This is a genomic window from Sphingobium sp. WCS2017Hpa-17 (assembly GCF_031843765.1).
GTDB lineage: Bacteria > Pseudomonadota > Alphaproteobacteria > Sphingomonadales > Sphingomonadaceae > Sphingobium.
The window spans coordinates 73,888-99,101 of sequence record NZ_JAVTIV010000003.1 but is presented as its reverse complement, the minus strand read 5'-3'; the positions used below and the strand labels follow the sequence as shown (position 1 = coordinate 99,101).

24 protein-coding genes are annotated in these 25,214 nt (G+C 64.7%); 17 read left to right on the top strand and 7 right to left on the bottom strand.

Translation table 11 applies throughout. The features are described from left to right. Positions 1–5: 5 nt before the first annotated feature. From RQH62_RS07760 to RQH62_RS07715, 10 genes are all read left to right on the top strand, one after another. Positions 6–1,103 carry a phosphotransferase gene (locus tag RQH62_RS07760; protein WP_311268197.1) on the top strand — a complete coding sequence of 366 codons (1,098 nt, stop codon included), beginning with the start codon at positions 6–8 and terminating at the stop codon, positions 1,101–1,103. Positions 1,104–1,105: 2 nt separating this feature from the next. Next, positions 1,106–2,536, top strand: a complete 1,431-nt coding sequence (locus RQH62_RS07755) for an aldehyde dehydrogenase family protein (protein WP_311268196.1) — start codon at positions 1,106–1,108, stop codon at positions 2,534–2,536. Further along, the gene (locus RQH62_RS07750) at positions 2,536–3,297 is read left to right on the top strand and encodes an SDR family oxidoreductase (protein ID WP_311268195.1); all 762 of its coding nucleotides are present in this window, start codon (positions 2,536–2,538) and stop codon (positions 3,295–3,297) included. Before RQH62_RS07755 ends, RQH62_RS07750 begins: the two co-directional genes overlap by 1 nt. A 13-nt stretch (positions 3,298–3,310) precedes the next feature. Further along, entirely contained in the window at positions 3,311–4,324 is a 1,014-nt protein-coding gene (locus RQH62_RS07745; protein WP_311268194.1) for an NAD(P)-dependent alcohol dehydrogenase, read from the top strand. A 155-nt stretch (positions 4,325–4,479) separates the two neighbouring features. After that, the gene (locus RQH62_RS07740; protein ID WP_311268193.1) at positions 4,480–6,030 is read left to right on the top strand and encodes a hypothetical protein; all 1,551 of its coding nucleotides are present in this window, start codon (positions 4,480–4,482) and stop codon (positions 6,028–6,030) included. Continuing rightward, positions 6,027–6,536, top strand: coding sequence for a biotin/lipoyl-containing protein (locus RQH62_RS07735; RefSeq protein ID WP_311268192.1), 510 nt, complete (start codon positions 6,027–6,029; stop codon positions 6,534–6,536). Before RQH62_RS07740 ends, RQH62_RS07735 begins: the two co-directional genes overlap by 4 nt. 5 nt (positions 6,537–6,541) lie before the next feature. Beyond that, positions 6,542–7,897: an acetyl-CoA carboxylase biotin carboxylase subunit gene (locus RQH62_RS07730; protein ID WP_311268191.1), complete on the top strand. Its 1,356-nt coding sequence runs from the start codon at positions 6,542–6,544 to the stop codon at positions 7,895–7,897. Positions 7,898–7,902: 5 nt separating this feature from the next. Next, entirely contained in the window at positions 7,903–9,360 is a 1,458-nt protein-coding gene (locus RQH62_RS07725; RefSeq protein ID WP_311268190.1) for a pyruvate carboxylase, read from the top strand. A 158-nt stretch (positions 9,361–9,518) separates the two neighbouring features. Continuing rightward, on the top strand, positions 9,519–11,069 hold the full coding sequence (locus RQH62_RS07720) for an AMP-binding protein (protein ID WP_311268189.1): 1,551 nt from the start codon (positions 9,519–9,521) through the stop codon (positions 11,067–11,069). Continuing rightward, a complete protein-coding gene (locus RQH62_RS07715) occupies positions 11,069–12,295 on the top strand; it encodes a thiolase family protein (RefSeq protein WP_311268188.1) in 1,227 nt (408 codons plus the stop codon). The genes RQH62_RS07720 and RQH62_RS07715 overlap by 1 nt, the downstream gene beginning before the upstream one ends. A 107-nt stretch (positions 12,296–12,402) precedes the next feature. Here the strand turns inward: RQH62_RS07715 and RQH62_RS07710 are convergent, their stop codons facing one another. Together RQH62_RS07710 and surE are read right to left on the bottom strand one after the other, a co-directional pair. Next, the gene (locus RQH62_RS07710; RefSeq protein WP_311268187.1) at positions 12,403–13,065 is read right to left on the bottom strand and encodes a GntR family transcriptional regulator; all 663 of its coding nucleotides are present in this window, start codon (positions 13,063–13,065) and stop codon (positions 12,403–12,405) included. Then, positions 13,062–13,853, bottom strand: a complete 792-nt coding sequence (gene surE / locus RQH62_RS07705) for a 5'/3'-nucleotidase SurE (RefSeq protein ID WP_311268186.1) — start codon at positions 13,851–13,853, stop codon at positions 13,062–13,064. The genes RQH62_RS07710 and surE overlap by 4 nt, the downstream gene beginning before the upstream one ends. A gap of 161 nt (positions 13,854–14,014) precedes the next feature. Between surE and RQH62_RS07700 the strand changes: the two genes are divergently transcribed. From RQH62_RS07700 to RQH62_RS07680, 5 genes are all read left to right on the top strand, one after another. Continuing rightward, positions 14,015–14,758: a PEP-utilizing enzyme gene (locus RQH62_RS07700; RefSeq protein ID WP_311268185.1), complete on the top strand. Its 744-nt coding sequence runs from the start codon at positions 14,015–14,017 to the stop codon at positions 14,756–14,758. Then, entirely contained in the window at positions 14,755–15,375 is a 621-nt protein-coding gene (locus RQH62_RS07695; RefSeq protein ID WP_311268184.1) for a hypothetical protein, read from the top strand. The genes RQH62_RS07700 and RQH62_RS07695 overlap by 4 nt, the downstream gene beginning before the upstream one ends. 4 nt (positions 15,376–15,379) lie before the next feature. Next, a complete protein-coding gene (locus tag RQH62_RS07690) occupies positions 15,380–17,092 on the top strand; it encodes a pyruvate, phosphate dikinase (protein ID WP_311268183.1) in 1,713 nt (570 codons plus the stop codon). Continuing rightward, the gene (locus RQH62_RS07685; RefSeq protein ID WP_311268182.1) at positions 17,089–17,505 is read left to right on the top strand and encodes a hypothetical protein; all 417 of its coding nucleotides are present in this window, start codon (positions 17,089–17,091) and stop codon (positions 17,503–17,505) included. Before RQH62_RS07690 ends, RQH62_RS07685 begins: the two co-directional genes overlap by 4 nt. 239 nt (positions 17,506–17,744) lie before the next feature. Beyond that, a complete protein-coding gene (locus tag RQH62_RS07680) occupies positions 17,745–18,146 on the top strand; it encodes a hypothetical protein (RefSeq protein ID WP_311268181.1) in 402 nt (133 codons plus the stop codon). 9 nt (positions 18,147–18,155) lie between these two features. Here the strand turns inward: RQH62_RS07680 and RQH62_RS07675 are convergent, their stop codons facing one another. Then, complete coding sequence (locus tag RQH62_RS07675) at positions 18,156–18,557, bottom strand: hypothetical protein (RefSeq protein WP_311268180.1); 402 nt, start codon at positions 18,555–18,557, stop codon at positions 18,156–18,158. A 54-nt stretch (positions 18,558–18,611) separates the two neighbouring features. Between RQH62_RS07675 and RQH62_RS07670 the strand changes: the two genes are divergently transcribed. Then, positions 18,612–18,971, top strand: a complete 360-nt coding sequence (locus RQH62_RS07670) for a DUF3060 domain-containing protein (protein WP_311268179.1) — start codon at positions 18,612–18,614, stop codon at positions 18,969–18,971. A 307-nt stretch (positions 18,972–19,278) separates the two neighbouring features. Here the strand turns inward: RQH62_RS07670 and RQH62_RS07665 are convergent, their stop codons facing one another. The 4 genes from RQH62_RS07665 to RQH62_RS07650 all read right to left on the bottom strand — a co-directional run bounded on the left by RQH62_RS07665 (position 19,279) and on the right by RQH62_RS07650 (position 22,662). Beyond that, complete coding sequence (locus tag RQH62_RS07665; RefSeq protein WP_311268178.1) at positions 19,279–20,262, bottom strand: phosphotransferase family protein; 984 nt, start codon at positions 20,260–20,262, stop codon at positions 19,279–19,281. 15 nt (positions 20,263–20,277) lie between these two features. Then, on the bottom strand, positions 20,278–21,462 hold the full coding sequence (locus RQH62_RS07660; RefSeq protein WP_311268177.1) for a hypothetical protein: 1,185 nt from the start codon (positions 21,460–21,462) through the stop codon (positions 20,278–20,280). A 24-nt stretch (positions 21,463–21,486) separates the two neighbouring features. Beyond that, complete coding sequence (locus RQH62_RS07655) at positions 21,487–21,801, bottom strand: EthD family reductase (protein WP_311268176.1); 315 nt, start codon at positions 21,799–21,801, stop codon at positions 21,487–21,489. A 141-nt stretch (positions 21,802–21,942) separates the two neighbouring features. Continuing rightward, positions 21,943–22,662 (bottom strand): GntR family transcriptional regulator, encoded by a 720-nt coding sequence (locus RQH62_RS07650; protein WP_311268175.1) that lies wholly within the window; start codon positions 22,660–22,662, stop codon positions 21,943–21,945. Between the two features lie 217 nt (positions 22,663–22,879). Here RQH62_RS07650 and RQH62_RS07645 point away from each other — a divergent pair, with 217 nt between their 5' ends. Next, a complete protein-coding gene (locus RQH62_RS07645) occupies positions 22,880–25,198 on the top strand; it encodes a TonB-dependent receptor domain-containing protein (RefSeq protein ID WP_311268174.1) in 2,319 nt (772 codons plus the stop codon). Positions 25,199–25,214: the final 16 nt, after the last annotated feature.

Sequence of the window (25,214 nt, the reverse complement as noted above, 5' to 3'; positions counted from 1 at the left end):
AGCCCATGTCGATCGCCCCGGCCGACCTGATCCGTCCCGATCCCTTGCCCCGGCCCGAACAGGTCGATGCCGACTGGCTCAACGCCCTGCTGACTGGCGATGCGAGGGTGGGGCAGGTTAAGTCCGTAACGGTCACGCCGGTCGGTGCCGGCCAGATCGGCGAGACGGCGCGCTTCACCCTGACCTATGCGCCGGGCGCGACCGGGCCGGCGACCCTGATCGGCAAATTCGCCTCGACCGATCCTGCAAGCCGGGATGTGGCGCGCGGCTGGTCGCTTTATGAGCGGGAATTGCGCTTCTATCATGAACTCGCACCGCGCGCGGGCATCGCCACGCCCCGCTATCATGGCGCGCGCATGGACGGGGAGGGCAGCTTCATCCTGCTGCTGGAGGATCTGGCCCCGGCCGCGCCCGGCGATCAGTTCAAGGGGCTGGCGCGCGAGCAGATGGGGCAGGCGATAACGGAGGCGGCGCGGCTGCATGCCGCCTTCTGGGACGCGGATGCCGATCCGGCGCTTGCCTGGCTGGATGCGGGTCATATCGCCCAGCCTTTCTATCAGCCGGAGATTTTTCGCGCGACCTGGCCCGCATTTCGCGACCGCTATGGCGCGCAACTCGAGCCCCGGCACTTGCGCGTCTGCGATGCGCTGGCGGAACGCTATGAAAGCTATGCCGCGCCGCTCTCCAGCCCCCGCTGCGTCACCCATAACGACTATCGGCCGGACAATATGTTGCTTTCGCCGGATCGGCTGACGGTGGTGGACTGGCAGTCGGTGGCGCTTGGCTGGAATGCGGTCGACATCGCCTATCTGATCGGCGGCGCCTATGGCGCGGCGGAGCGGCAGGGGGTCGAGGATGACCTGCTGCGCCATTATCATGCCGAACTCACCCGCTGCGGCATCACCGATTACAGCCTGTCCCAACTGCACGCGGATTATCGCCACTTCACCTTCGCCGGTATCAATGTCGCGGTCGGCGCCGCCATGCTGGTCAAGCGCACCGAGCGCGGCGACCGGCTCTTCCTCACCATGCTCGATCGCTTCGTATCGCATGTGATCGACCAGGATGCGCTCGGCATCCTTCGTCAGCCCGCAGGAGTATGATGATGGCCAGTCTTGCCGAACCGACCTTCGCCATGTTGATAAATGGCAGCGCTGTCGACGCTTTGCAGACAATCGCGGTCGTCAATCCCGCGACCGAGGCGGTGATCGCCCATGTGCCCGATTGCGACGAGGCCGGGCTGGATGCCGCCGTGCGCGCGGCGCGCGCGGCTTTCCCCGGCTGGCGCGACACGCCCTATCCACAGCGGCAGGCCGCGCTGCGCACGATCGGCGCGACGCTGGCGGCCCATGCCGAAGCACTGGCCGCGATCCTGACCGCCGAACAGGGCAAGCCGCTGGCGGCTTCGGTGGGGGAGATACAGGCCGCCGCCTGGTGGATCGGCGTGGTGGCGGAGCAGGAACTGCCCGTCCATGTCAGCGAAGCGCTGCCCGGCCAGCGCAGCGTCACGCGGCATGTGCCGCTGGGCGTGGTGGGAGCAATCGTGCCGTGGAATTTCCCATTACTGCTGGCGATCTGGAAGATTGGGCCGGCACTGCTGACGGGCAACACGCTGGTGCTGAAACCCTCGCCCTTCACGCCGCTGGCGACGTTGCGGCTGGGGGCGTTGCTGCGCGACCTGCTGCCGCCCGGCGTGCTCAATATCGTGACCGGCGGCGATGCGCTGGGACCGTGGATGACGCGCCATCCGGGCATCGACAAGATCAGCTTCACCGGCTCCACCGCCACGGGGCGCCGGGTGATGGAAAGCGCGTCGGCCAATCTCAAGCGGCTGACGCTGGAACTGGGCGGCAATGATGCGGCGATCATATTGGACGATGCCGATGTGGACGCGATCGCCGAGCCGCTCTTCTGGGCCTGTTTCGCCAATAGCGGGCAAGTGTGCGTCGCGGCCAAGCGCGTCTATGTCCATGATGCCGTCTATGACCGGCTGGCGGCGGCATTGGCCGACATTGCCGCGCGGATGACAATGGGGGACGGCGCGGCGAACGGCACGCAATTGGGACCGGTGCAGAACCGCGCCCAATATGATCGGGTGCGCGCGCTGATCACGGACTCGGTGGCGGCCGGCCATCGCTTTCTGGCGGGTGGCGCTGTGCCCGACGGGCGGGGCTATTTCGTGCCGGTCACGATCGTCGACAATCCGCCGGAGGAATCGCGCGTCGTGCAGGAGGAAGCATTCGGCCCCGTTGTCCCGCTGATCCGCTACACCGATCTGGACGATGCGATCGCGCGCGCCAATGATTGCGACTATGGGCTGGGCGGGTCGGTCTGGTCGAGCGACATGGACCGCGCGCAGGCGGTCGCGGTGCGGATGGAAACCGGGACGGTGTGGATCAATTCGGCGCAGGGCCTGTCGCCCTTCGCCGCCTTTGCCGGGCACAAGCAATCGGGGCTGGGCGTCGAGAACGGCCCGGATGGCCTGCTGGAATTCACGACGCCACAAAGCGTCTATCAGCCGGTAGGGGGTGCCTGATGCTGCTGCGGGACAAGGTCGCGTTCGTGACGGGCGCGGGGTCAGGCATTGGCCGCGCGGCGGCGATCCTCTTCGCGCAGGAAGGCGCGCGCGTCGGCGTGCTGGACCGCGATGCGGACAGCGCCGCCGCTACGGTAGAGGCGATTGCACAGGTGGGCGGAGCTGCGATGGCGCTGGTCGCGGATGTGACCGACGATGCTGCGATCGAGGGCGCCATCGGCGCGCTGGTCGATCGCTATGGCGCGCTCCACGGTGCGTTCAACAATGCCGGCATCGAAATGGCGAACCGCCTGCTGCCCGATCTGACAGCGGAGGAATGGGGACGGATGATGGCCATCAACCTGACCGGCGTCTTTTCCTGCATGAAATATGCGACCAAGGCGATGGCGCCGGGCGGCGGGGCGATCGTCAACAATTCGTCGGGCGACGGCATCATCGGCGCACCCTATGCGGCGGACTATGTCGCAGCCAAACATGGCGTCATCGGCCTGACCCGCGCCGCCGCCTGCGAAGCGCGCCATAACGGCGTGCGGGTCAATGCGCTGCTGCCCGGCCTGATTCTGACGCCGATGGTGGAGGAAAGGCTGATCGGCAATCCGGCGTTTGAGAAACAGATGGCGCCGATGGTCGAGCGTCATTCGATCGGCCGGTTCGGCAAGCCGGAAGATGTGGCGGAGGCGGCATGCTGGCTGCTGTCCGACCGATCCGCCTTCATCAACGGCGCGCTGCTGACGGTGGATGGCGGTTATACGGCGCGGTGATGGAGCAAGATCAATGACAGACATGCGGATCATCCGTCTGGCGGCGCAACCGACGCTCGACACGCTGGCCGTCACCCGCGCGCCGATCCCGCTACCCGGCCCTGGCGAGGTACTGTTGCGCCTGCGGGCCTCGTCGCTCAACTTCCACGATTATCTGGTGGTCGCAGGCTATATTCCGGTGGCGGAAGGGCGCGTGCCCTTATCCGACGGTGCCGGCGAAATCGCCGCGCTGGGACCGGGCGTATCCGGCTGGGCAGTCGGCGACCGGGTGATGGGTGCCTTCTTCCCGCGCTGGATCGACGGGCCGCCCGACCGCACGAACAACCGCGCGATCAGCGGCGAGACGGCGGATGGCTTTGCCGCCGACCATGTCGTCATGCCCGCCGCATCGCTGACCGCTATCCCCTCCGACTGGTCCTTTGCCGAAGCGGCGACCTTGCCCTGCGCCGGCCTCACCGCCTGGCGCTTTCTGGTGGCGGAGGGGCAAGTGCAGGCCGGGGACGGCGTGCTGCTGCCCGGATCGGGCGGCCTCTGCCTGTTCGCGCTGCAAATCGCCAAAGCGCTGGGCCTCACCATCTGGTCGACGACCTCCTCCGACGCGAAGGCGGAGCGATTGCGGGCGATGGGCGCGGACCATATCGTCAATTACCGCACCGATGCCGGCTGGGGCGACACGATCCGCACGGCTACCGGCGGGGAAGGGGTGAACCTTGTGCTGGAGATTGGCGGCCAGTCCAGCTTCGTCCAGTCCGTTCGCGCCTGCCGCATGGGTGGCAAGGTCGTGGTCGTCGGCACCACCGCCAATGGTGCGCCGGAACTGCCGTTGAGCGATGTGGTGATGCGCCATATCCGTGTCGATGGCATTGCCGTAGGCAGCGTGACGCAGTTGCGCGACCTCGTTGCCTTCCTGACCGCGCATGATATCCGTCCGGTCATCGATCGGCATTTTCCGCTGGAGCAGCTGGCCGACGCCTTCCGTTATCAGCTTTCCGGCGCGCATTTCGGCAAGATTATCCTCGACTTCTGACCCGTCGCGCAGCGTCGGCGGGCAAGAGACGGAAATCCGTCTGCCTTTTAAGATTGTCAGACGATATTGATCGACTATAAAGTCTGTACGAATCAAAAAGAACATCGAGAGGAGAGCATCATGGCTGCCGTCACAGGTCAGGGACCGGTAGACAAATGACGCTGGATTATGTGCGACTGCTGGAGGCGAACAACGCCATCCAGACCATCGGCGACGATACCTATTGGCTGTGCGTGACGCGCACGGTGCAGGAATCGAAGCTGTTTCCCGTGCCATCCTATATGCTGCTCTCCTATCTCTGTTGCTATTATCGCTACCCCGCTTTGCTGCGGAAGATCGAAGCGAAGATGAAGGCGGAGGAGATTGGCGACCGCGCGCGGGCGATGGGCGGCAAGTTCGGCAATCTGCCCGGCTGGGGCCTGCCGACCTTCTTCCTGCTGGGGCGCGAAATCCTCATCAACATGGGCCTTCAGACGGCAGCCGACGATGCCGAGGATGTCGCCTATGTCATGGACTTCTGGCGTCGCTTCAAGCTGGCGCAACAGCGCGAGGACGGCCATCTCAACGCCCGCGAATATGGCCAGCGCGTCCAGCTTCTGCCGGAACGGCGTATCCAGCGTTTTCACGCCGACCTGCATGCCTGTTCCAATGGCGACCGGCTGCATAAGGCGGCGCAGACCTTCCTCGCCACTGTCTCCCAATATGGCTTCCTCGTGTCCTGCGAAAGCCGTTGTACGCTCAACAATAGCGGCCCCTACAAACTGGCGGATAATCGCGAACTGGTGATCCGCGATTTCACCGATCTGGCGCAGGGCGACTATCCTTGGTTGGATGGCGTGGCCGACGCCATTCCCTATCCCAACCTGACCGTCACGATGGAGGCGACCGACTGCCATTTCTACCTGATGGACGATTGGGGCAGTTTTGAATCCAAGCCGGAATTCACGGCGGAAAAGCTGACCGGCGTGGGCCTTTATACGTCGGACGCGCTGACCGAAAATTATGTGCCGGTGGGCATGGAGTCGCCGGATCAGCTGGCGGACACCTTCGAGAATCTGACCGATATCTTCCGCACCGCCACGGTCGAGCTGTGGAAGAATATGGCCAACTGGTCACGCGATCAGATGATGGACGCGGGCGCTCTGGTCTATTTCAGCCTGATCAAGGATTTCGCCCATGTCGCGGGCGTCTATGACGTCGATGACTGGATGAAGATCGACGAGCGGGCCGATCGCTTCCGCCCGCTGCTGAACGATGAATTCGGGCGTGATTTTCTGGGCGAACTGGTGGGACTGGTCGATCTGCCCAGCCAGCAGCTGCACGACTATGCGATGATGATGCACAACGGCCGTCCGGCCCGCTACATCTCGCATATTCCCCATGGCGTGTTGAACGGCGACATTCCCGCCAGCACCGCACATGTCGCGCCCGGCGTCACCCATCTGACCGACAAGGTCGATCGCTATGTGACGAGCGCGGGCGCGCTGAGCCTGGCCGAGTATAATGCGCGCGCGGCGGCGTTCCGCCCGGCGCAGGTGCAGCAACCCTATCGTTTCCTGTGCGACAGCAGTGTGCGTGGCGCGCCCGACAGCGCGGACGTCGCGGCGCTCTATGCGCTGGAACAGGAACAGTCGCGCCTCCTGAAGGGCAGGGGCGCCGGGCTGACACGCGACCAGATAGAAGCCCTGCGGGAGAAAAAGGCATGAGCGGGCCAAAGACAGAGGCTGCGGCGCTGGCGGATATCGAGGCGCTGATCGCCGATTTTCAGGCGTCGGGCATGCGCGAACTGCATGTGCGGGCGGGGGAATTTGAAATCTACCTGTCGACCGATGCGTCGGCGCCCGGATTGGGCGCGCAGGCCGTTGCTGTGCGAGTGGAACCGGTCGCGCCGGCCGCGCCAGCCCCGGCGGCAACTGCTGCCCCAGCACTAACTGTTGCCCCGGCCGCCGCGCCATCCAGCCTGCCCGACAATGCCGTCATCGTCCGCGCGCCCTATCTCGGCACCTTCTACCGCGCGCCCAAGCCCGGTTCGCCGGTTTATGTCGATGTGGGGTCCGTCGTCACCGCCGACACCGAAATGTGTCTGGTAGAGGTGATGAAGCTGTTCACTGCCGTCCGTGCGGGGCTGTCCGGCACCGTCCACGCCATCCTCGCCACCGACGGCGCGATGGTAGAGGCCGACCAGCCGCTCTTCGCCGTCATTCCGGGGTAAGGACGATGGCCGTCAACCGCCTCTTCATCGCCAATCGCGGCGAAATTGCCCTCCGCATCGTCCGAGCTGCGCAAGGGCTGAACACGGAAACCGTGGTCGGCATTTCCGACGCCGACCGGGGCAGCGCCGCCGCCCAACTAGCGGACCGAGCGCTGGTCCTTGGCCCCGGCCCGGCCGCGAAATCCTATCTCGACCCGCGCCTTGTCGTCCATGCGGCGAAGGCGGCCGGCTGCGATGCGCTGCATCCGGGCTATGGCTTCCTGTCGGAGCGCAGCATCCTGCCGCGCCTGTGCGCCGAACATGGCATCGCCTTCGTCGGTCCCGAACCCGACATGATCGACGCGCTGGGCGACAAGCTGCAAGCCCGCGCCATGGCGAAGGCCGCCGGCGTGCCGCTGGTGCCGGGCAGTGAGGAAATCGCGTCGGCCGCCGACGCCCGCCGTGAAGGCGACCGCATCGGCTACCCCGTGCTGCTCAAGGCGTCGGCCGGTGGCGGCGGACGCGGCATGGTGATCGCCAATAACGCGGATGAGGTCGAGGCCGGTTTCCACAAGGCCAGCGCCGAAGCGCAAGCCGCCTTCAACGACGGCCGCCTGTTCATGGAACGCTTCGTGCCCGAAGCCCGCCATGTCGAGGTGCAACTGATGGGCGACGGCACCGGCAAGGTGGTCCATTTCGGCGAACGCGATTGTTCGGTCCAGCGCCGCTACCAGAAGCTGGTCGAGGAAGCGCCCTGCACCGCCATGCCGGATCGCGTGCGCAAGCAACTCCACGAAGCCGCCGTCGCGCTCGCCGCCAGCGTCCAGTATCGCAACGCCGGCACCGCCGAATTCCTCTACGACGTCGCCCGCGAGGAAGTCTATTTCATCGAGGTCAACGCCCGCATCCAGGTCGAGCATCCGGTATCCGAAATGATCACCGGCTTCGATCTGGTGCAGGAACAGATCCGCATTGCCGGCGGGTCGGCGCTGTCGGTGGCGCAGGACGATGTCCGCGTCACCGGCCATGCCATCGAATGTCGCATCAATGCGGAGGATGTGGGGAAGGGGTTCATCCCGGTCCCCGGCCGCATCACCGGCTGGCAGGTGCCGACCGGCGAGGGCGTCCGCCTCGACAGCCATATGTCGGAAGGGGCGATGATCCCACCCTTCTACGACAGCATGATCGGCAAGCTGATCGTCCATGGCAGCGATCGCGCCGACGCGGTGGCTAAACTCACCGATGCGCTCGACGCCTTCAAGGTGGAGGGCGTGCCCACGACCATCGACCTGCACCGCCGCATCGTGCGCCACCCAGACTTCATCGAAAACCGCATCCACACACGCTGGCTTGAGCAGACCCTGCTCGCTTCCCCGGAGTAACAGGCATGGCCCATATCACCTTCCTCGACGAAACCATGCGCGACGGGCAGCAGAGCCTGTGGGGGATGCGGATGCAGGCCGGCATGGCGCTGCCCGTCACCCCGATCATCGACCGCACTGGCTATAATATCATCAGCCTCGCCGGCTCGTCCTTGTTCGAAGTCCTCACCCGCCATTGCCAGGAAGATCCCTGGGCCGGCCTCGACCTGCTGGTCCAATCCATGCCCAATACGCCGCTGCGCGCGGGCTGCCGCTCCAACGGCTCCGTCACCTTCGGCTTCACCCCCGACGTGCTGATGGACCTGTGGGTGGATCGCCTCTGCGTCCACGGCCTGCGTAGCTTCTGGCTCTACGACGTCCTCTTCAACATCGACAAGATGCACCGGCTGGCGAAGATCGCCAAGGGCCATGGCTGTCAGGTCGCCGGCACCATGCTCTTCACCTTGTCGCCGGTCCATGACGACGCTTATTATGCCGACAAGGCGGACAAGCTCTCGGCGCTGCCCGAAGTCGACAGCCTGCTGCTCTACGACACGGGCGGCGTGCTCGATCGCGACCGCATCTCCACCCTCGTCCCCGCCATCGTCGCCAAGGCCCGCGGCAAGCCGATCGAGATGCACGCCAACAACATGCTCGGCCAGTCGGCCAAGACCTATATGGACGCGATCGAGTTCGGCGTCACCGTCCTCCACACCGCCGTCCGGCCGATGGCCAACGGCCCGTCCATCCCCTCGATCGAGATCATGACCAAGAATGTCGAGATGATGGGCCACACCCACAATATCGACACTCGGCTGCTGAAGCCCGTCGCCGACCATTTCGAACGGGTGGGCAAGGCGGCCGGCTTCCTGGTCAACCAGTTCTTCGAATATGATGTGACCGCGCTCAAGCATCAGATCCCCGGCGGGATGATGGGTACGCTGCGCGCGCAGCTGGTCCAGCAGAATATGCTCGACAAGCTGCCCGCCGTGCTGGCTGAAGTCGCGCTGGTCCGCCGCGAACTCGGCTATCCAGGCATGGCGACGCCCTTCGCCCAGCTGGTCGGCACGCTGGCCGTGCTGAACATCGTGACCGGCAAGCGCTATTCGGTCGTGCCGGACGAGGTGATCCAGTACGCGGCGGGCTTCTATGGCGATCCGGTCGCGCCGATCGACGGCGACGTGCTGGATCAGATATTGTCCAAGCCGCGCGCGAAGGAAATCCTCGCCAACCCGCCCGAACAGCCCGACCTCGCCGAACTGCGCCGCCGCCATGGCACCGGGGAAAATGACGATGAACTGATCCTGCGCGCGCTTGTGCCAGCGTCCGACATCGACCGTATGCGCAAGGCCGGCCCGGTGGCGCGCGATTATCCCACTCTATCCTCGCCCGAACTGGCGCAGGTGCAGAAGCTGGTGAAACTCGCCACCGCGCCGCTGGTGCAGATCAAATCGAGTGCGCTGGACCTGACGCTGCGGCGGTAGGGCGCGCAATCATAAACAACGCCGTTCGTCCTGAGTAGCTGCTGAGCGAAGTCGAAGCAGCGTATCGAAGGATCGGGGCCAGCGCGAGGTGCTTCGATATGGGCCTTCGACTTCGCTCAGTCCCTACTCAGCACGAACGGGTGTCCGGGAGTTAACCCATGCGAATGATCGACTATTTCGATCGCGGCCTGCGCATCGCCCATGACCGGCCCTGCATGATCGAGGGCGACCGCCAAAAGACCTACGCCGAAGTCGCGCAGCGCGTAAACGCCATCGCCGCGCTGCTGATCGCCGACGGCTTCGCCCCCGGCGCGCACGCCGCCGTGCTCAGCGGCAACGCCATGGCCGCGTTCGAGGCGGTGCTGGGCATATTGCGCGCCGACGGCGTCTGGGCGATGGCCAACAACCGCGCCAGCGTCGCCGAAAACGCCTATCTGTTCGACCTGCTCGATGTCGACACGCTCTTCGTCCATTCCGAAGTCGCCGACCGCGTCGCCGAATTTCGCGCCCAATGCCCGAACATCCGCCGCTACATCGCGCTCGACCGGGCGTTCGACGAGGCCGATTTCTTCCTCGAAGATCGCCTTGAGCCAGACGCGCCGCCTGTGCCCCAGCGCCGCGCCGGCGACCCGCAGGAGCTTGGCTTCCTCGCCAATACCGGCGGCACCACCGGCAGGTCGAAGGGAGTGATGCTGACCAACGGCAATTGGCAGGCGCTCGTCTCCAGCCTCGCCGCCTCGATGCCGATGAAGACCCCGCCGGTGAATATGGTCGCAGCCCCCATGACCCACGCCGCCGGCCCGCTCGCGCTGGCCAGCATGGCGCTGGGCGGCAGCGTCGTCATCCTGCCCAAATTCGATCCGCAGCCGGTGATCGACGCGATCGAGCAGCACCGCGTCACCTATATGTTCCTGCCGCCCACCGCGATCTACATGCTGCTGTCGCACCCCGGCGTGGCGCAAGCGGATTTCTCCAGCCTGCAATATATCAGCTATGCCGGCGCCCCCATGTCGCTCGATCGGCTGAAAGAAGCGATCGCCGTCTTCGGCCCAGTGATGAACGCCAGCTTCGGCCAGACCGAAGCGCCCATGTGCGTCACCGCCATGCCGCCGCACGAGCATCTGAACGCAGCTGGCGACCTTGCCCATCCGGGCAGTTGCGGCCGTCCGAACCTGCTCTCCATCGTCGAGATCATGGATGATGACGGCAACATCCTGCCCCCCGGTGAGCGTGGCGAGATCGTCGTGCGCGGGCCGCTGGTGATGGCGGGTTACTACAAGAACCCGCAGGCCACCGCTGAAGTCTCGACCCATGGCTGGCACCATACCGGCGACATCGGCGTGCGCGATGAAGATGGCTGGTTCTATGTGGTGGATCGCAAGAAAGACATGATCATTTCCGGCGGCTTCAACGTCTATCCGGCCGAGGTGGAAAAGGCGCTGCTGGCCCATGACGCCGTACAGGACTGCGCGGTCGTCGGCATCCCCGACGAGAAATGGGGCGAGGCGGTGATCGCCTTCGTAGAGCCGCGCCCCGGCCACAAGCCGCAGGAAGCAACGCTGATCGCCTTCGCCCGCGAAGCGCTGGGCGCGGTCAAGACGCCCAAGCGGATCGAGATCATCCGCCAGTTGCCGCGCACCAACGCCGGCAAGGTGTCGCGCGCGGAACTGCGCAAACCGTATTGGGAAGAGGCGGGGAGGAAAATCTGATGCGCGACGTCCATATCATCGGCGTCGGCATGACGCCCTTCGGCCGGCATCTCGACCGCACTCATACCGACCTTGCTCAACAGGCCGTCGGCGAAGCGCTGGCCGATGCTGGTGCGAAGGCCAGCGACCTGGGCATGGCGATCTACAGCAATGTCATTCAGGGCTTCTTCGCCGGCGAAATGTCGATCCCCGGCGAATATGCGCTGCGGCCGCTCGGCATACAGGGGGTGCGCGTGCTGCATGTCGAGGCCGCCTGCGCCAGCGCAACGATCGGCCTGCATGTCGCGGCGGACTATATCCGCGCGGGCCTGACCGATGTGGCGCTGATCGTGGGCGTGGAAAAGCTCTACAGCGCCGATCGCGCAAAACGCTTCGCCGTGTTCCAGCAGCCGCTCGATGCGATCGAGGCGCAACGCTATATCGACGGCACGAAAGGCATGCTGGCGCCCGCGCCGGATGGGCTGGACGGCCCCGGCCCCAATATCATGATGGATGCCTATGCCGCGCAGGCACGGCTTTACATGGCGACCTATGGCACGACCCAGCGCCAGATCGCGGCCGTTTCCGCCAAGAACCATGGCCATTCGCAATTCAACCCACTGTCCCAATATCGCAATGCCATGAGCATAGAGGAGGTGCTGGCCGCCCCTAATGTCAGCTGGCCGCTGACCGTGCCGATGTGTGCGCCGATCAGCGACGGTGCGGCGGCGGCGGTTCTGTGCGCCGGCGACCTGCTCGACCGCTTCCCGCAGGCGCGCGCGGTCCGCGTGCTGGCGACGGAATCGCAGAGCGGCACCGACCGCGCGCCCGATGATTATGTCCGCCATGTCACCCGCATCGTGTCGGCGCGTGCTTATGAAAAGGCTGGAATCGGCCCGCAGGACGTGCATGTCGCCGAAGTGCATGACGCCAGTTCATCGGGCGAAATCGTGCAGGTCGAAGCGCTCGGCCTCAGCGCGCCGGGGCAGGCGGGGCATGATGCCGAAGCGGGCGTGACGGCGCTGGGCGGGCGCATTCCGGTCAATGTGTCGGGCGGGCTGGTGTCGAAGGGGCATCCGCTCGGTGCCACGGGGCTGGGGCAGATCCACGAACTGGTGACGCAATTGCGCGGGTTGGCCGGCCAGCGCCAGGTCGATGGCGCGCGCGTCGCGCTCGCGGAAAATAGCGGCGGTTTTTATGGGGTTGAGGATGGGCTGAGCGCTGTGACGATCCTCGCCAGTCACTGACCTCCGTTCGCCCTGAGCGAAGTCGAAGGGCTATGCCGAGCAACGCGAGGCGGCTTCGCCTCTGCTCAGCCATGGGCTTCGACGTCGCTCAGCCCGAACGGGATTGTTTAATCGACATCGAACGCCACATCCGGCAATTCGTCCACCATCGCATGGGTCTGCGCAAACAGCGCCGCCACCGCCGCTTCTGCGGCCTCCACATTGCCGTCATTCACCGTCTGCGCGATCGCCCGATAGCCTTCCGTATGCGAATCCTGCTGCGCGCGCGTCTGATAGGGGCGGATCTGCGCACGGAACAAATCAGCACGCCGCAGGGGCGTCACGCGTGGCAATTCCCGGTTGCCTGCCACCTCGAACAGGCAGTCGTAAAAGGCCTGCCGCACCGCGATATAGCTGCGATGGTCGCCATCCTCGTCATGCCGCCGCGCCGCGTGCAGCGCCGCGTCCATCAGGCTGCGATTGGCATGGCCCGACGCCGCACCCAGCCGCGCCGCCAGCCGCACCAACTGCTCCAGCACCTCCAGCAGGTCGCGCACCTCCCGCCGGGTCAGCCGGTTGATATGCGCGCCGCGATAGCGATGGATCGCGACGATCCCGTCGCCCGACAGATGCCGCAGGGCCTCCCGCAACGACGATCGGCTGATCCCCAGTCGCAGCGTCAGTTCCGCCTCGACCAGATGCTGGCCCGGCACGAACTGACCCGTGCGGATGCCGGATCGGATGGCGTCGGCGACCTTCTCGGTCGTGCCGATCGTGGCGGGCGCGTTCATGCCCCCACCGGTTCGGTTTCGAACAGCGTGCGGAAATGCGCCAGCTGGCCATGCGCCGTCATGTCCAGCTGCATCGGCGTGATCGACACCGCATTGTCGCGCGCGGCGGCCAGATCATTACCCTCCGCCGCGCCGCCGTCCGGGAAGGCGATCTTGATCCAATAATAGGGCACATGCCGTTCATCGACGCGCGGGATCGGGCGGAAGGAGCCGGGTGGGCGCATGCCTTGGCGAGTGACCCGCACGCCGCTCACCTGATCGAGCGGACAATGCGGGAAGTTCACGTTGACGAAACTGCCCTGCGTCCATTCCAGCCCAAGCAGCTGCGGCAAGATCTGCGCCGTATAATGGCGCGCCGTGTCCCAATGCACCGGCGTCTGGTAACTCCATATCTGGCTAAGCGCGATCGACGGAATGCCCAGCATCGCGCCCTCGATCGCCGCCGATGCCGTGCCCGAATAAGTGATATCCTCCGCCAGGTTCGGCCCGCGATTAATGCCCGACAGCAGCAGGTCGGGCCGTTTGTCGCCCAGCAATTCATAGACGCCCAGCAGCGCGCAGTCGGTCGGCGTGCCCTTCACCGCGAAATGCCGTTCGTCACGCTGCTTCACCCGGATCGGGTAGGAGAGGGACAGGCTGTGCCCCGCGCCCGACCGTTCCTCATCCGGCGCCACCACCCACACATCATCGCTGAACTGGCGCACCACCTCTTCCAGCAACAGGATGCCGGGCGCGTCGATGCCATCGTCGTTGACGATCAATATGCGCGGATTGGGCTTGGCGGTCACACATTCTCTCCCGGATCGACTTGTTTGATGCCCAAGCTAGATGAGTCGAAGTTTGCCGTCAATATCGTCCTACGATTTCATCTGTCAGATGCTTGACAGCAAAGCCGCGACCCGGCACATCGAGGGGGAGAGCGCAGACTCGTGAAGAACAGGAGAGATGCATGGGGTTGCCCATCGATAGCGCGCGCAAGGGGCGCCCGCCGGCTTCGCCGCTGGTGGAGGCGACGTTGAGCCTTGTGCAGGAAAGGTTGCGCGACCGTTTCGCGCAATCGGGACAGGATTGGGACGGCTTTCGCGTCAGCGGCGCGGCCCTGACCAAGGCGGACTTGGCGGATGTGGAACGGCGGCTGCTCGCCACTGGTCATCGCTTCGACTGGTCGGCCGGTATTTCCGTCGCGGAACGGCCGGATATCTATAAATCGCGCGGTGACGGCGATCAGGTGGATGAGAGTTTCTCGCACCCCGACGCGCCGCAGGGCGAACCGGATGAAACCGGCCGTGCGCTCGCCGGCGTGGGCGACAATGTCGTGCGCCATGATGCAGACATCACCGGCATCGCCCGCTTCATCCGCACCAATGAACGGGTGCTGGATTATCTCACCAACGGCGTCCCGCCCGGCATCATCGCGGTGATCGACGATAGCGGCGGCACGCTGACCGCGCCGATCATCGAACAATTTACCGGCGTCATCTGCGCGGGCGGCACGGTGCGATCGCATCTCGGCATCCTGACGCGCGAATATAATATTCCCTGCCTGATGAACGCGAAGATTGCCGGCATCGCCGATGGCGACACGGTCACGATCGAAGCGACGGCGGCTGCCAAGACGACCGAGGATTATCAGCAGGGCGTCGACCGGGTCGGCCGAGTCTGGCGCCTCGTTCAGGAGGAGGCGACGGCATGATCAATGCCACCAAGATAGATGAGCGCGATCTGGTGTTCCACGGCGTCGCTATCAAGCGCCATGCCGGTGCCGCCGCTATTGCCGCTCTGGTTGGCCTGCCCGAACCGCGCGTATCGACCCTGCTCGCCGATGCGGTCGCGACCGGCCGGGTGGTCGATACTGGCGATGCCTTCATCCTCGCCCCGCTGACCCGCGTGGCATTGGAGGCGCGCTATGGCCTGCACTTCGCACCCCTGCGGCAGGACAAGGCGTTCGAAAACGCCTATCTCGCCTTCGAACGAGTGAACAAGACCCTGAAACAGGTCATCACCGACTGGCAGACGATCAGCATCGGCGGCAACAAGGTCGCCAACGACCATAGCGATCGCGCCCATGACGAAGCGGTGATCGACCGGCTCGGCGAGGTGCAGGAACAGGTCGAACCGATTCTGGCGGCCTTGTCCAAAGGCTGGCCGCGCATGAACTTCTACGCGCAAAAGCTGCTGGCGGCGCTCGAAGCCGCCGAAGACGGCGAGCATGAGTGGGTCAGCGATATCCGCCGCGACAGCTATCACACCATCTGGTTCGAACTGCACGAGGATCTGCTCCGCATCATGGGCCGGGTCCGGGAGGAATAAGCTGATGTCATCCAACTGGACCGTCCGTTTGGACGGCACGAGCCTGCCCGATCGCAGCCTGATCGGTGGCAAGGCCTGGTCGATCGCGCGCATGCGGGGCATGGACCTGCCCGTACCCCCGGCCTTCGTCATCACGACGGCGGCCTGCAACGCCTATCTGGCGCAGAGCGATTTCCCCGAAGGACTGGAGGCGGAGATAGAGGCGGGCCTCGCGTGGCTTAATGAAGCGACCGGCCGCAACTTCGGCGGCACGGACAAGCCGCTCCTCCTCTCGGTTCGTTCCGGCGCCGCCATATCCATGCCCGGCATGATGGATACGGTGCTGAACCTGGGCATCGACGATGCGGCGGAAGGGGCGCTCACCGCCGAATCCGGCCTGCCCGATTTCGCCCGCGACACGCATCGCCGCTTTCTCGAACTTTACGCCTCGATCGTGCTGAAAATGCCGGTCGAACTGGACCATGGCGCCGCACCCGCCGAATGGCGCGCGCAGGTCAATGTCCCCGCCACGCCAAGGGAATGTCTCACCGGCGCCGTTCGGGCCGTGTTCGACAGCTGGAACACGCGCCGCGCGAAGAAATATCGCGAACATAACAATATCCCGCACGACATGGGCACCGCCGTCACCATTCAGGCGATGGTGTTCGGCAATCTGGACGATCGCAGCGGCACCGGCGTGTTGTTCAGCCGCAATCCGCTGACCGGCGAGACTTTGCCCTATGGCGAATATCTGCCCCGCGCGCAGGGGGAGGATGTGGTGTCCGGCAAGTTCACGCCGCTCGCGCTCGACGCGATGCGCGATCTCGATCCGGCGTCTCATGCCGCGCTGCTCGACGCGACCGCCCGGCTGGAGCGGGAGCATCGCGACATGCAGGATATCGAATTTACCGTGCAGAGTGGCACTCTCTATCTGCTTCAGGCCCGATCGGCCAAGCGCGCGCCCGACGCGGCGGTGCGTGCGGCGGTGGAGATGGTCGGCGAAGGGCTGATCGACATTGATCAGGCGCTGTCCCGCGTCAGTCCCGAACAGGTGCGCGCGCTGCTGCTGCCGCGCCTGGGCACCGGCGCGCAGGATGCCGCCATCGTCGCGCAGGGGGAGGGGGCCTGCCCCGGCGTCGCCTGCGGCACGGTCGTCACCGATCCCGACGAAGCCGAACGGCGCGCCGCCGCCGGGGAGGCGGTGATCCTGGTCCGCGCGACCACCAGCCCGGACGATATCCATGGCATGATCGCGGCGAAGGCGGTGGTGACGGAACAAGGTGGCTCCACCTCCCACGCTGCCGTCGTCAGCCGTGCGCTCGGCCGCCCCTGCGTGGTCGGTGTTGGCGATGGCAAGGGGCCGCAACCCGGCGCTATCGTCACCGTCGATGGCGAAACGGGCCGCGTCTATGCCGGCGAATTGCCGGTCGAAATGCCCGATGAGGCGGGCGACAGCCGGCTCGCCCAGCTGATCGAGTGGGCGCGCGAACGCAGCCCGGTGCGCGTCCTGCGCCCTGCCGACGCAGCGGGGATCGACGGGGTGGTCGATATCGACGCGCTCTGGTCGGGCGGGGAGCCGGACGAATTGCCGGCGCTGCTCCACGGCGCGTCTGCCGCGCGAGGCGCGACCCTCGCCAATCCCGACACAGCCCGCATCGCCCGCGCGCAGGGAGTGCAGACCATTGTGACCGAGCCGGTGCTGCCCGCGCTGCTCGCCTTGCTGGGGGAAGCCGCATGACCGATATCATCACCGACACGCGCGTGCTGCTGCGCCTGTTCCGCCAGTCCGGTTATGCCGACATTCATCTGCGTTCCGGCGATTATGAACTGTTCGTCGCCACGCCCGGCGGCGGCGCCAACCCGCTCCACGCACCGGTCGCGGTAGAGGCTGCGCCTGCACCTTTATCCGCCATACCGGTGGCGGCTGCGAAGGTGGAGCAACTCGTCAGCGCCCCGCACATCGCCTCCTTCGTGTCGGCCCTGTCCGTAGGCAGCGCTGTGGCGGCGGGCGATGCAGTGGCGCGGATTGAACTACTGGGCGAACCGATCGACCTCTGCGTCGATCAGCCCGGCCTCGTCACCGAAATCCTGGCGGAACCCGGCGCCCTGATCGAATATGCCGCCCCGCTGGTGCGTTTGCTGGCGGCATAAGGCCATCATAAATTCCCCTCCCGTTCACGGGAGGGGTAGCGAGACTTAACGAGTGAAGCGAGTTTAGTCGCAGCGGGGTGGGCACTAAGCTGACCTCGCTCTTCACCGTCATCCTGGACTTGATCTGGGGCCCCGCTTTTCTTCGTGCGCTATTCCAGGCGTTGAGCGGGATGCCGGGTCAAGCCCGGCATGGCGAAAAGGGTCTTGCTGCCGCGCACCGCAATTGTAAGCTTCATCCTATGGGGGAACAGGGAAACGTCAGATCGCGCGGCCGCCTGCGCATTGCCATCCCGATCATCATATTGGTTGCGCTCGGCCTGTACAGCGCTTTCCCACACCCGACCCATGATCCCAAGAGATTGAAGGCGATCGCCGCCGAAGCGCGCCATCTGATGACCACTCGCCCGATCAGCGCGATGGAACGGGCTTCCGACGTTCCGAAGGATCAATGGCCGCCGGCTATCGCCGAACTGAAGCCCTATTCCGTCACCGTGTATCATGGATCGGTGCATATCGGCACGAAACCATATTTCGACGGCGGCTGGGGGTATGGCTTCGCGTCGGACAAGCGAAACCTTGGTATGCTGCCTGAATGCTGGTCGGATTTGGGCGAGGGCCTATTCTGGCACGGCCCCTGCTGACACGGAACTTTAATTCCTGTCCGCATCCACCATGAAGACCATCGGCTTGCCGCGCGACGTCGGTTCCCGTCCGGCCGCCAGCGCCGCGCGGATGCCGTGTGACACGATAGCATCGTTGTGCTGGAGCCGCCCGCGCTGCAAGCCCTTCAGCAACCGCTTGGGCGGCGGAAATTCCAGCACCGCCTCGCGCTGCGTATCGGTCTGCAACAGGGCGCTCGTGCTGCCCCGCAAGCCGTCGGCGTCGCTCCACCGCGGCTCCCGCCAGAGTATCACCTCGTCGACTAGGACGTTCCGGCCTGATTGTGCATGTTGAGCATCGCGCCGCCATCGCAGGCGCGGGTCGGCGAGCGAGCCTTGTCGCCCCGCCAGGCCGGTCATCGTCCGCGCGCGCCCGTTCGTCGCAACTGTCACGATCAACTACAGAGGCTGTGCCACCCATTATCCCAAACAAGGAGGATGATGATAATGGCCAATGAAAGCGCGTTCCGGATCATCGCGGCCAGCGCCGCGCTCTTCGCCTGCGCTGCCGTTATGACGCCCGCGCATGCACAGGCGGTTCTGGAAGGATCGGGCGAAAATTCCACGCTCGACTGCGCGGGCGGCAGGGCGAGCGTGACCGGTACCAACAATCAGGTGACGGTCGAAGGTGCCTGCACCCATCTGACCGTCGAAGGCTCCGGCAATGTCGTCACCGCGCAGATGGCGGCCCAATCGACGATCAAGGTGGAAGGCATCAGCAACAAGGTCAACTGGCGCACGCCCGGCAAGACTGCGCCCAAAATCAGCAGCGCAGGTGTCGGCAACAGCGTGACCCGCGCGCGATGAGATAAGCCCAACTCGTCATTGCTTCGCTGCGCTCACAATGACGATTGATGCAGCGGGATAGTATAGCAACCCGCAATCCTATCTCGCTTCCAATATAGGACTTCCTCTGATCTATCCTGCCGGATGGATCAGCCCCGCCTTCCGTACATCATCCTCCCGCGCGTCATGGCGCGTCCCTGTGGCGTCGTCGTTGCATGTCCGTCGCCTGCCACCATTCACAGGACAGGCTTCGGGGAAGCGTTGGGCGCGCATCGCGAGCGCTTCGGCCCCAAAATGCGCTTACCCTATGAACTTCGCCCTCGCATCTTCAGGCCGCCGCCATCGCCCGGCTCACCAGCAATTTGGTATAGGCCGGCAACACCGCGCCAAACGCCTTGAACCGCACGTCCGCCACCTTGCCGCTGGTGAAGAGATAGGCGCCCAGCGCGATGATCGCCGCGACCTTCGCCTGGCCCAGCACGGTGTAGCGCGCAACGTCGACCGCGGTGCGCCCCGTGCCTTTCTCCCATTCCGCGATCATGCGTTCGGCCGACCACCATCCGGGCTGCTCGAACCCGGCGTCGGCCAGCGAAGCCTCCCCCTGATCGTGGAACATCAATATATAGCCCAGGTCCAGCAAAGGCTCCGAAATCTGAGCCATTTCCCAGTCGAGCAGGGCGGTCAGCCGCCCTTCATGCCACAGGCAATTTCCGTGCTTGGGATCGCCATGCACCGGCGTCGGCGCGCCCGAAATACGCGGCGGCCGGGCGGTCAGATCTTCCAGCACGCCGATCAGATCGGGCGTCGCCTCGGCGGAACGGGCGACGTCCAGCCAATGCTGCGCCTCCTGCTGCACGGTCCGTCCGCCCGGCGGCATTTCGCCTACGGGCATATTGTGCAGGCCAATCACCGCGTCGAACCATTGGCGACAGATGCTGTCCGGCACCGCCACCGGGTCGGCCTTCACCCAGTCGGGCGTCACATATTCGAACGCCTCGCCCGGCACACATTCCATCAGGAAAAAATCGTCGCCGATCACCGACGCATCGGTGCTCAGTTCCAGCATGGCCGGCAAAGGCACCGACGGTGCATGCGCCTTCACCGCCGACAGCACCGAATGCTGCCGCGCCATGTCATAGGGAGGTAACAGCCCCTCCTCCGACGGGGGCATGCGCAAAATCTCGTTCAGCCCTTCGACCAGATAGGTTTCGTTGCTGTGGCCGGCCGACAGGGTCTTGACCCCTGTGATGCCGGCGCCACGGGGCAGAAAGGCGCGCAGCCCTTCCGCAAGACGGTCGGTGTCGCGCGCCATAGTCCGGGCCTCCCCTTAGATCAGCGAATTTTCGGCGGTCAGGCCGATGTCGGGATGCGCGCCATGGATGATCGTTTCCATGATGCCATGGCCGGTCGCATCGCCCTCCCGCACCAAAATCGGGCAGTCGCGCAACTGGCGGATGCGCTTCAAGGTGGGGATGTCCAGCGTGTCGTCGAACTTCTCGCCCTCGACCTCCAGCTTGCCCTTCCACGATCCATGTTTGCGCCCGTCAAAGCCCAGATACAGGCCCGGCCCCAGATGCACCGCCGTCGGTCCGGCGACTTCCACTTCGACCGTATGGCTGCCGCCTTGCAGCATGTCGAAATGCACCTTGCCGCCCAGCAGGCGCCGTGTCCTGTCGTCATAGGTCAGCTCGGGGCGGACGCGCGCGACCTTTTCCTGCCGCCCGTCGGGATGGTTGCGATAGCCCGAGGAATAGAAAATGCGGCCCTGCTTCGCCATGAAGTAGAAGTGATAGGCATGCTTCTCGCCATTGGGCGCGGTCAGCATGAACGGGCTCCAGATCAGCACGAACTCGCCTTCGCCGAACTTCACGTCGCCAAAGTCGGAGGAGGGGCGAACGTCGGCATTATGCGCGCCCACGTCCAGCCGCTGGCCCCAGCTATGGTCCCGATATTCGGTCCATTCCTCCGGATTGATCTCGATCCGCTCGCCGTCGATCTCGACCCAGCCCGACGGCACGCCGATCTGGTGATAACGCACGACGTCGGACCCGATGCGGAACCCGTCCTTTTCGCGCTGCTTGTGCCGATCCTCGAAGAAGGGCGGCATTTCCGATGTGAAGGTGACGTCGAAGGCGATCGGCTGCGCGTCGGTCTTTGCCAGCGCGTAGCGGACCTTGTGCAGCGGCTCGATAATCTCATAGGTCAGCGGGCCGACGCTGGTTTCGGTGGGATCGTCGCGCAGTTCGCGGCTGGCGCGCACGGTCCACTGCTCCACCCCGCGCGCGACGGCGGCCCAGCCGTCCATCACGCCGCGATTATGATACCGGCCCAGGCCGAAGTCGATCGACAGGCTGCCATCCTTGCGCACCAGCGCGGTCCAGATCTTTTCCGTCCAGCCAAGGTCCGCCGTGGCGGTGGACGAGAATGTGTCGACGATCTGGTGATTGAGCAGTTCGTCCAGCCCGATCAGCTGGCCGATATCGTCCATTTCATGACGCACGAAGTTCCGCATCGCATTCTCCCGGATTTTGTGTTTTCAGGCGTCGATCAGGCTGCTGATTTGCAGCACCGGATCGACATTGGTGTAGCGGGGAGTATCCCCCATCAGCGCCGCGCCACAGATGCCCATGGCGCGATCGAAACTGTCCCGATCATCGAAGAAGAGTTCGCTGAGTGCCCAATAGGGCGGCGGCGCACCGTCCAGTGCGGCGGTGCCGAGCGTGATGCGCAAGCCCCGCAGGCCGAGTGGCTCCAGTAGGTCGCGCGCAAAAGGGGCATGGCGGCCGACATAGTCGTCGCCATCGAAATGGCTGCCCGGCAGGTTCGGATAGATGGCCGAAACGCGCAGCATGAAACTCTCCTGACCGATGCCCCGATTCGTTCGGGGTCGGGTTGGAGGCTAAATGTGTCTGACGATTTCGTCCAGCCAAAACATCGGTTAATCGACGCGGCGCCAGCTGGCGGGCGGGCAGGAGGCTCGGATTTCTGCGGCTCAGCCCATGGTCGGGAATATATCTTCCGGCAATTCCGTCATCGTCTTGCGCGTACCGTCGAAATGTTTCTTCACCGCCAGATCGGCCTTTTTCGGGTCGCCGGCGATGATGGCTTTGGCGATCGGCCCATAGCCTGACGCATGACGCTTGCGCTGCGTGTCGGACTGAACCGTTTCGATCTGCGCGCGGAACAGGTCGGTGCGGGACAGGGGGATGACGCGCGCCAGTTCGCGATTGCCGCCAAGGTCGATCATCGCATCGTAAAAGCCGCGCCGCGACTCCAGATAATGGGCGCGGTTGCCGGATCGCGCTGCGCGATCCAGGTCGGCGATCGCCGCCTCTATCTTGCTACGCGCTTCAGCCGTGGTGCAATTTTCCGCCGCCAGTCGTGCCGCCAGCCGCGCCAGCGGCTCCAGCGTGTCGAGCAGTTGCAGCGACGCGGTCCGGTCGAGCAGGCCGATATAGGCGCCGCGATAGCGGTTCAGCGTGACGATGCCGGCGGCGGCCAGATGCTTGAGCGATTCGCGCAGCGACCCCCGGCTGATGCCCAGCCGGCGTGTCAGGTCCGGTTCCAGCAGATGTTGCCCCGGCACGAACACGCCGGTGCGGATGCCCTGGGTGATGGCTTCGGCCACCTTGTCGGTCGCGCTCTCATTCTCCGTCACGGGAAGGCTGTCATTGGCGGTTGGCGCCTGTTTTGTCGCGGCTTTGGTCATCATCGGTCCATCAAGTTTGTCGTCCGGCAATACCGTCCTACGGGCGCCGCGTCCATATGGTGGCGCAAAGGGTCGAACTTCATGGTTTGGCGTTTTTCTCCGATAAAATCGTCGAACGATATTGACGAACAAGGTCTGATGTGAAAACACAAGCCATCCGGAGTGACTGGGCCTCCGGCGGCGACCTGCACAGCAGGCACATATCTGGAGAGGAAGACCCATGCGACTGATGTCCCCATCAGCCTTGCTGCTCGGCTGTTCGTTCACGGCCCTTGCGGCGGCCAACCCTGTACAGGCTCAGGACAGCGGTGCGCCGCAATCCGCCGGAAACTATGCCGATATCATCGTGACCGCCAACAAGCGTGAGCAGAATATCAACGATGTCGGCCTCAGCATCACGGCACTGTCCTCCGACGCGCTCGTCAACAAGGGCGTGGCCAGTTCGCAGGATCTGGCCCGCGTAGTGCCGGCGCTGACCGTGGCGGCGGCGGCGGATGGCACGCCGGTCTACACCTTGCGCGGCGTCGGCTTCAATTCCTCCAACCTCGGCGCGCAGCCGACGGTCAGCATCTATCTGGATCAGGCAGCCTTGCCCTACGGCCCGATGACGCAGGGGCCGATATTCGACCTGGAGCGCGTCGAAGTGCTGAAGGGGCCGCAGGGTACCCTGTTCGGCCAGAACAGTACCGGCGGCGCTATCAACTATATTGCCAACAAGCCGACGAAGGACTTCGCTGCTGGCGCGACAGGCACGTTCGGCCGGTTCAACACATTTCAGGGTGAAGCCTTCGTCAGCGGTCCCCTGAGTTCCACCCTGTCGGCGCGCCTTGCCGTGGCCGGCACCCGGTCGAGCGACTGGCAGGAAAATTACACGCGCAGCGACAGTATCGGTGCCCAGCGCAAGGTCGCCGGCCGCCTGCTGCTCGACTGGCAACCGAGCGATCGCCTGACGGTGTCGCTCAACCTCAACGGCTGGATCGACAAGTCCGACAATCAGATCCCGCAATTCTTCGCCGCCTCGCCGCGCGTCGCGACGCAGGCCAGCCCGTTGCTCTTCACCCAGCCCAGCCCGCGCCGTAATGCGCGTCAGGCCGACTGGGATGCGGGTCGCGATTTCGATCGCGACAACAAGATGGGGCAGGCGATCCTGCGCATCGACTATGAAGTCGCGGACAAGGTCACGCTCACATCCCTGTCCAACTATGGCTATGCCAAGATCCATAGCGTGTTCGACAATGACGGCACGGACCTGGGCCTCAGCTACGTCACGACCAGCGGCCATGTGGAGGCGTTCAATCAGGAATTCCGTCTGGCGGGCCAGTTTGGCGGGGCACTGGTGACGGTCGGCGGCAATTACAGCACCGACAACAGCTATGAAAGCTCGCTACAGGATTTCGGCGGCATATTGTCCAGCACCACCAATGTCGGTGCGACGCCGGAAAATCCCGATGGCGTCGGCGACATATTGTTCAACGACAATCGCGGGCGACAGACCAACAAGAGCTGGGCCGCGTTCGGCAATGTCGAATATGCCGTAACCGATCAGATCACCCTGATCGGCGGCATCCGCTATACCTCGCTCAAGCACAGCAATCAGGCCTGTAGCGCGGATGCCGGCGATGGCAGTTTTTCGGCTGTCATCAATGGCCTGTTCGGTGGGCCGCTGACCGTGCCGGGCGGCTGCATCACGCTGGACAACGCCACCTTTACCGCGCCTTTCCCGGTCCAGCGGTTCAAGGAGGATAATGTCAGCTGGCGCGCAGGCGTGAATTTCAAGCCCAGCCGCGACACGCTCCTCTACGCGCTCGTCAGTCGCGGTTACAAGGCGGGCAATTATCCCGTCATCAACGCCACGGCCCGCTCGCAATTCGCTCCGGTGAAGCAGGAACAGCTGACATCCTATGAAATCGGCACGAAGCTGAGCCTGTTCGACCGCATGGTCCAGTTCAACCTGGCCGGCTATTATTACGACTATCGCGACAAGCAGCTGCTGACGAACACGACCGACCCGGTGTTCGGCCTGCTGCCCGTGCTGGCCAACGTACCTAAATCGACTGTCAAGGGCTTCGACCTCGACACCGTCATCAAGCCGACGGACGGGCTGACGCTGCGCGGCGCGCTGTCCTATGCGGACTCGGAAATCAAGAATTTCGCGGGTTTCGATGCGTTCAACACGCCGACCGACCTGTCGGGCAAATCCTTCAACTTCTCGCCCAAATGGACCAGCACGGCCGATATCGAATATCGCCTGCCCATTCAGGGCGGCGGGACCGACCTGATCATCGGCGCCGACATGACCTATAGCAGCGCCACTTATGCCGATCTGGCGCAAACGCCATCCCTGCGCATTGATGCCTATACTTTGTTCGGTGCGCGGGTTGGGGTCGGGTCGCGGGACGGCCGCTGGTCGGCGACGCTGTGGGGCCGCAACATCACCAACAAATATTATTGGTACAATGTGCAGGTCGGCTACGACACGATCTGGCGGCTGACCGGCATGCCGGCCACTTATGGCGTCACCGCCAGCTTCAAGATGTGAACCTATCAAAAGGCCC

Coding starts and splice junctions, on each gene's coding strand:
- RQH62_RS07720 (WP_311268189.1), top strand. CDS start 9,519: ATGCGAATGATCGACTATTTCGATCGCGGCCTGCGCATCGCCCATGAC.
- RQH62_RS07730 (WP_311268191.1), top strand. CDS start 6,542: ATGGCCGTCAACCGCCTCTTCATCGCCAATCGCGGCGAAATTGCCCTC.
- RQH62_RS07760 (WP_311268197.1), top strand. CDS start 6: ATGTCGATCGCCCCGGCCGACCTGATCCGTCCCGATCCCTTGCCCCGG.
- RQH62_RS07660 (WP_311268177.1), bottom strand. CDS start 21,462: ATGCGGAACTTCGTGCGTCATGAAATGGACGATATCGGCCAGCTGATC.
- RQH62_RS07690 (WP_311268183.1), top strand. CDS start 15,380: ATGTCATCCAACTGGACCGTCCGTTTGGACGGCACGAGCCTGCCCGAT.
- RQH62_RS07745 (WP_311268194.1), top strand. CDS start 3,311: ATGACAGACATGCGGATCATCCGTCTGGCGGCGCAACCGACGCTCGAC.
- RQH62_RS07725 (WP_311268190.1), top strand. CDS start 7,903: ATGGCCCATATCACCTTCCTCGACGAAACCATGCGCGACGGGCAGCAG.
- RQH62_RS07695 (WP_311268184.1), top strand. CDS start 14,755: ATGATCAATGCCACCAAGATAGATGAGCGCGATCTGGTGTTCCACGGC.
- RQH62_RS07650 (WP_311268175.1), bottom strand. CDS start 22,662: ATGATGACCAAAGCCGCGACAAAACAGGCGCCAACCGCCAATGACAGC.
- RQH62_RS07645 (WP_311268174.1), top strand. CDS start 22,880: ATGCGACTGATGTCCCCATCAGCCTTGCTGCTCGGCTGTTCGTTCACG.
- RQH62_RS07685 (WP_311268182.1), top strand. CDS start 17,089: ATGACCGATATCATCACCGACACGCGCGTGCTGCTGCGCCTGTTCCGC.
- RQH62_RS07670 (WP_311268179.1), top strand. CDS start 18,612: ATGGCCAATGAAAGCGCGTTCCGGATCATCGCGGCCAGCGCCGCGCTC.
- RQH62_RS07715 (WP_311268188.1), top strand. CDS start 11,069: ATGCGCGACGTCCATATCATCGGCGTCGGCATGACGCCCTTCGGCCGG.
- RQH62_RS07735 (WP_311268192.1), top strand. CDS start 6,027: ATGAGCGGGCCAAAGACAGAGGCTGCGGCGCTGGCGGATATCGAGGCG.
- RQH62_RS07740 (WP_311268193.1), top strand. CDS start 4,480: ATGACGCTGGATTATGTGCGACTGCTGGAGGCGAACAACGCCATCCAG.
- RQH62_RS07655 (WP_311268176.1), bottom strand. CDS start 21,801: ATGCTGCGCGTTTCGGCCATCTATCCGAACCTGCCGGGCAGCCATTTC.
- RQH62_RS07750 (WP_311268195.1), top strand. CDS start 2,536: ATGCTGCTGCGGGACAAGGTCGCGTTCGTGACGGGCGCGGGGTCAGGC.
- RQH62_RS07665 (WP_311268178.1), bottom strand. CDS start 20,262: ATGGCGCGCGACACCGACCGTCTTGCGGAAGGGCTGCGCGCCTTTCTG.
- RQH62_RS07680 (WP_311268181.1), top strand. CDS start 17,745: ATGGGGGAACAGGGAAACGTCAGATCGCGCGGCCGCCTGCGCATTGCC.
- RQH62_RS07710 (WP_311268187.1), bottom strand. CDS start 13,065: ATGAACGCGCCCGCCACGATCGGCACGACCGAGAAGGTCGCCGACGCC.
- RQH62_RS07755 (WP_311268196.1), top strand. CDS start 1,106: ATGGCCAGTCTTGCCGAACCGACCTTCGCCATGTTGATAAATGGCAGC.
- RQH62_RS07700 (WP_311268185.1), top strand. CDS start 14,015: ATGGGGTTGCCCATCGATAGCGCGCGCAAGGGGCGCCCGCCGGCTTCG.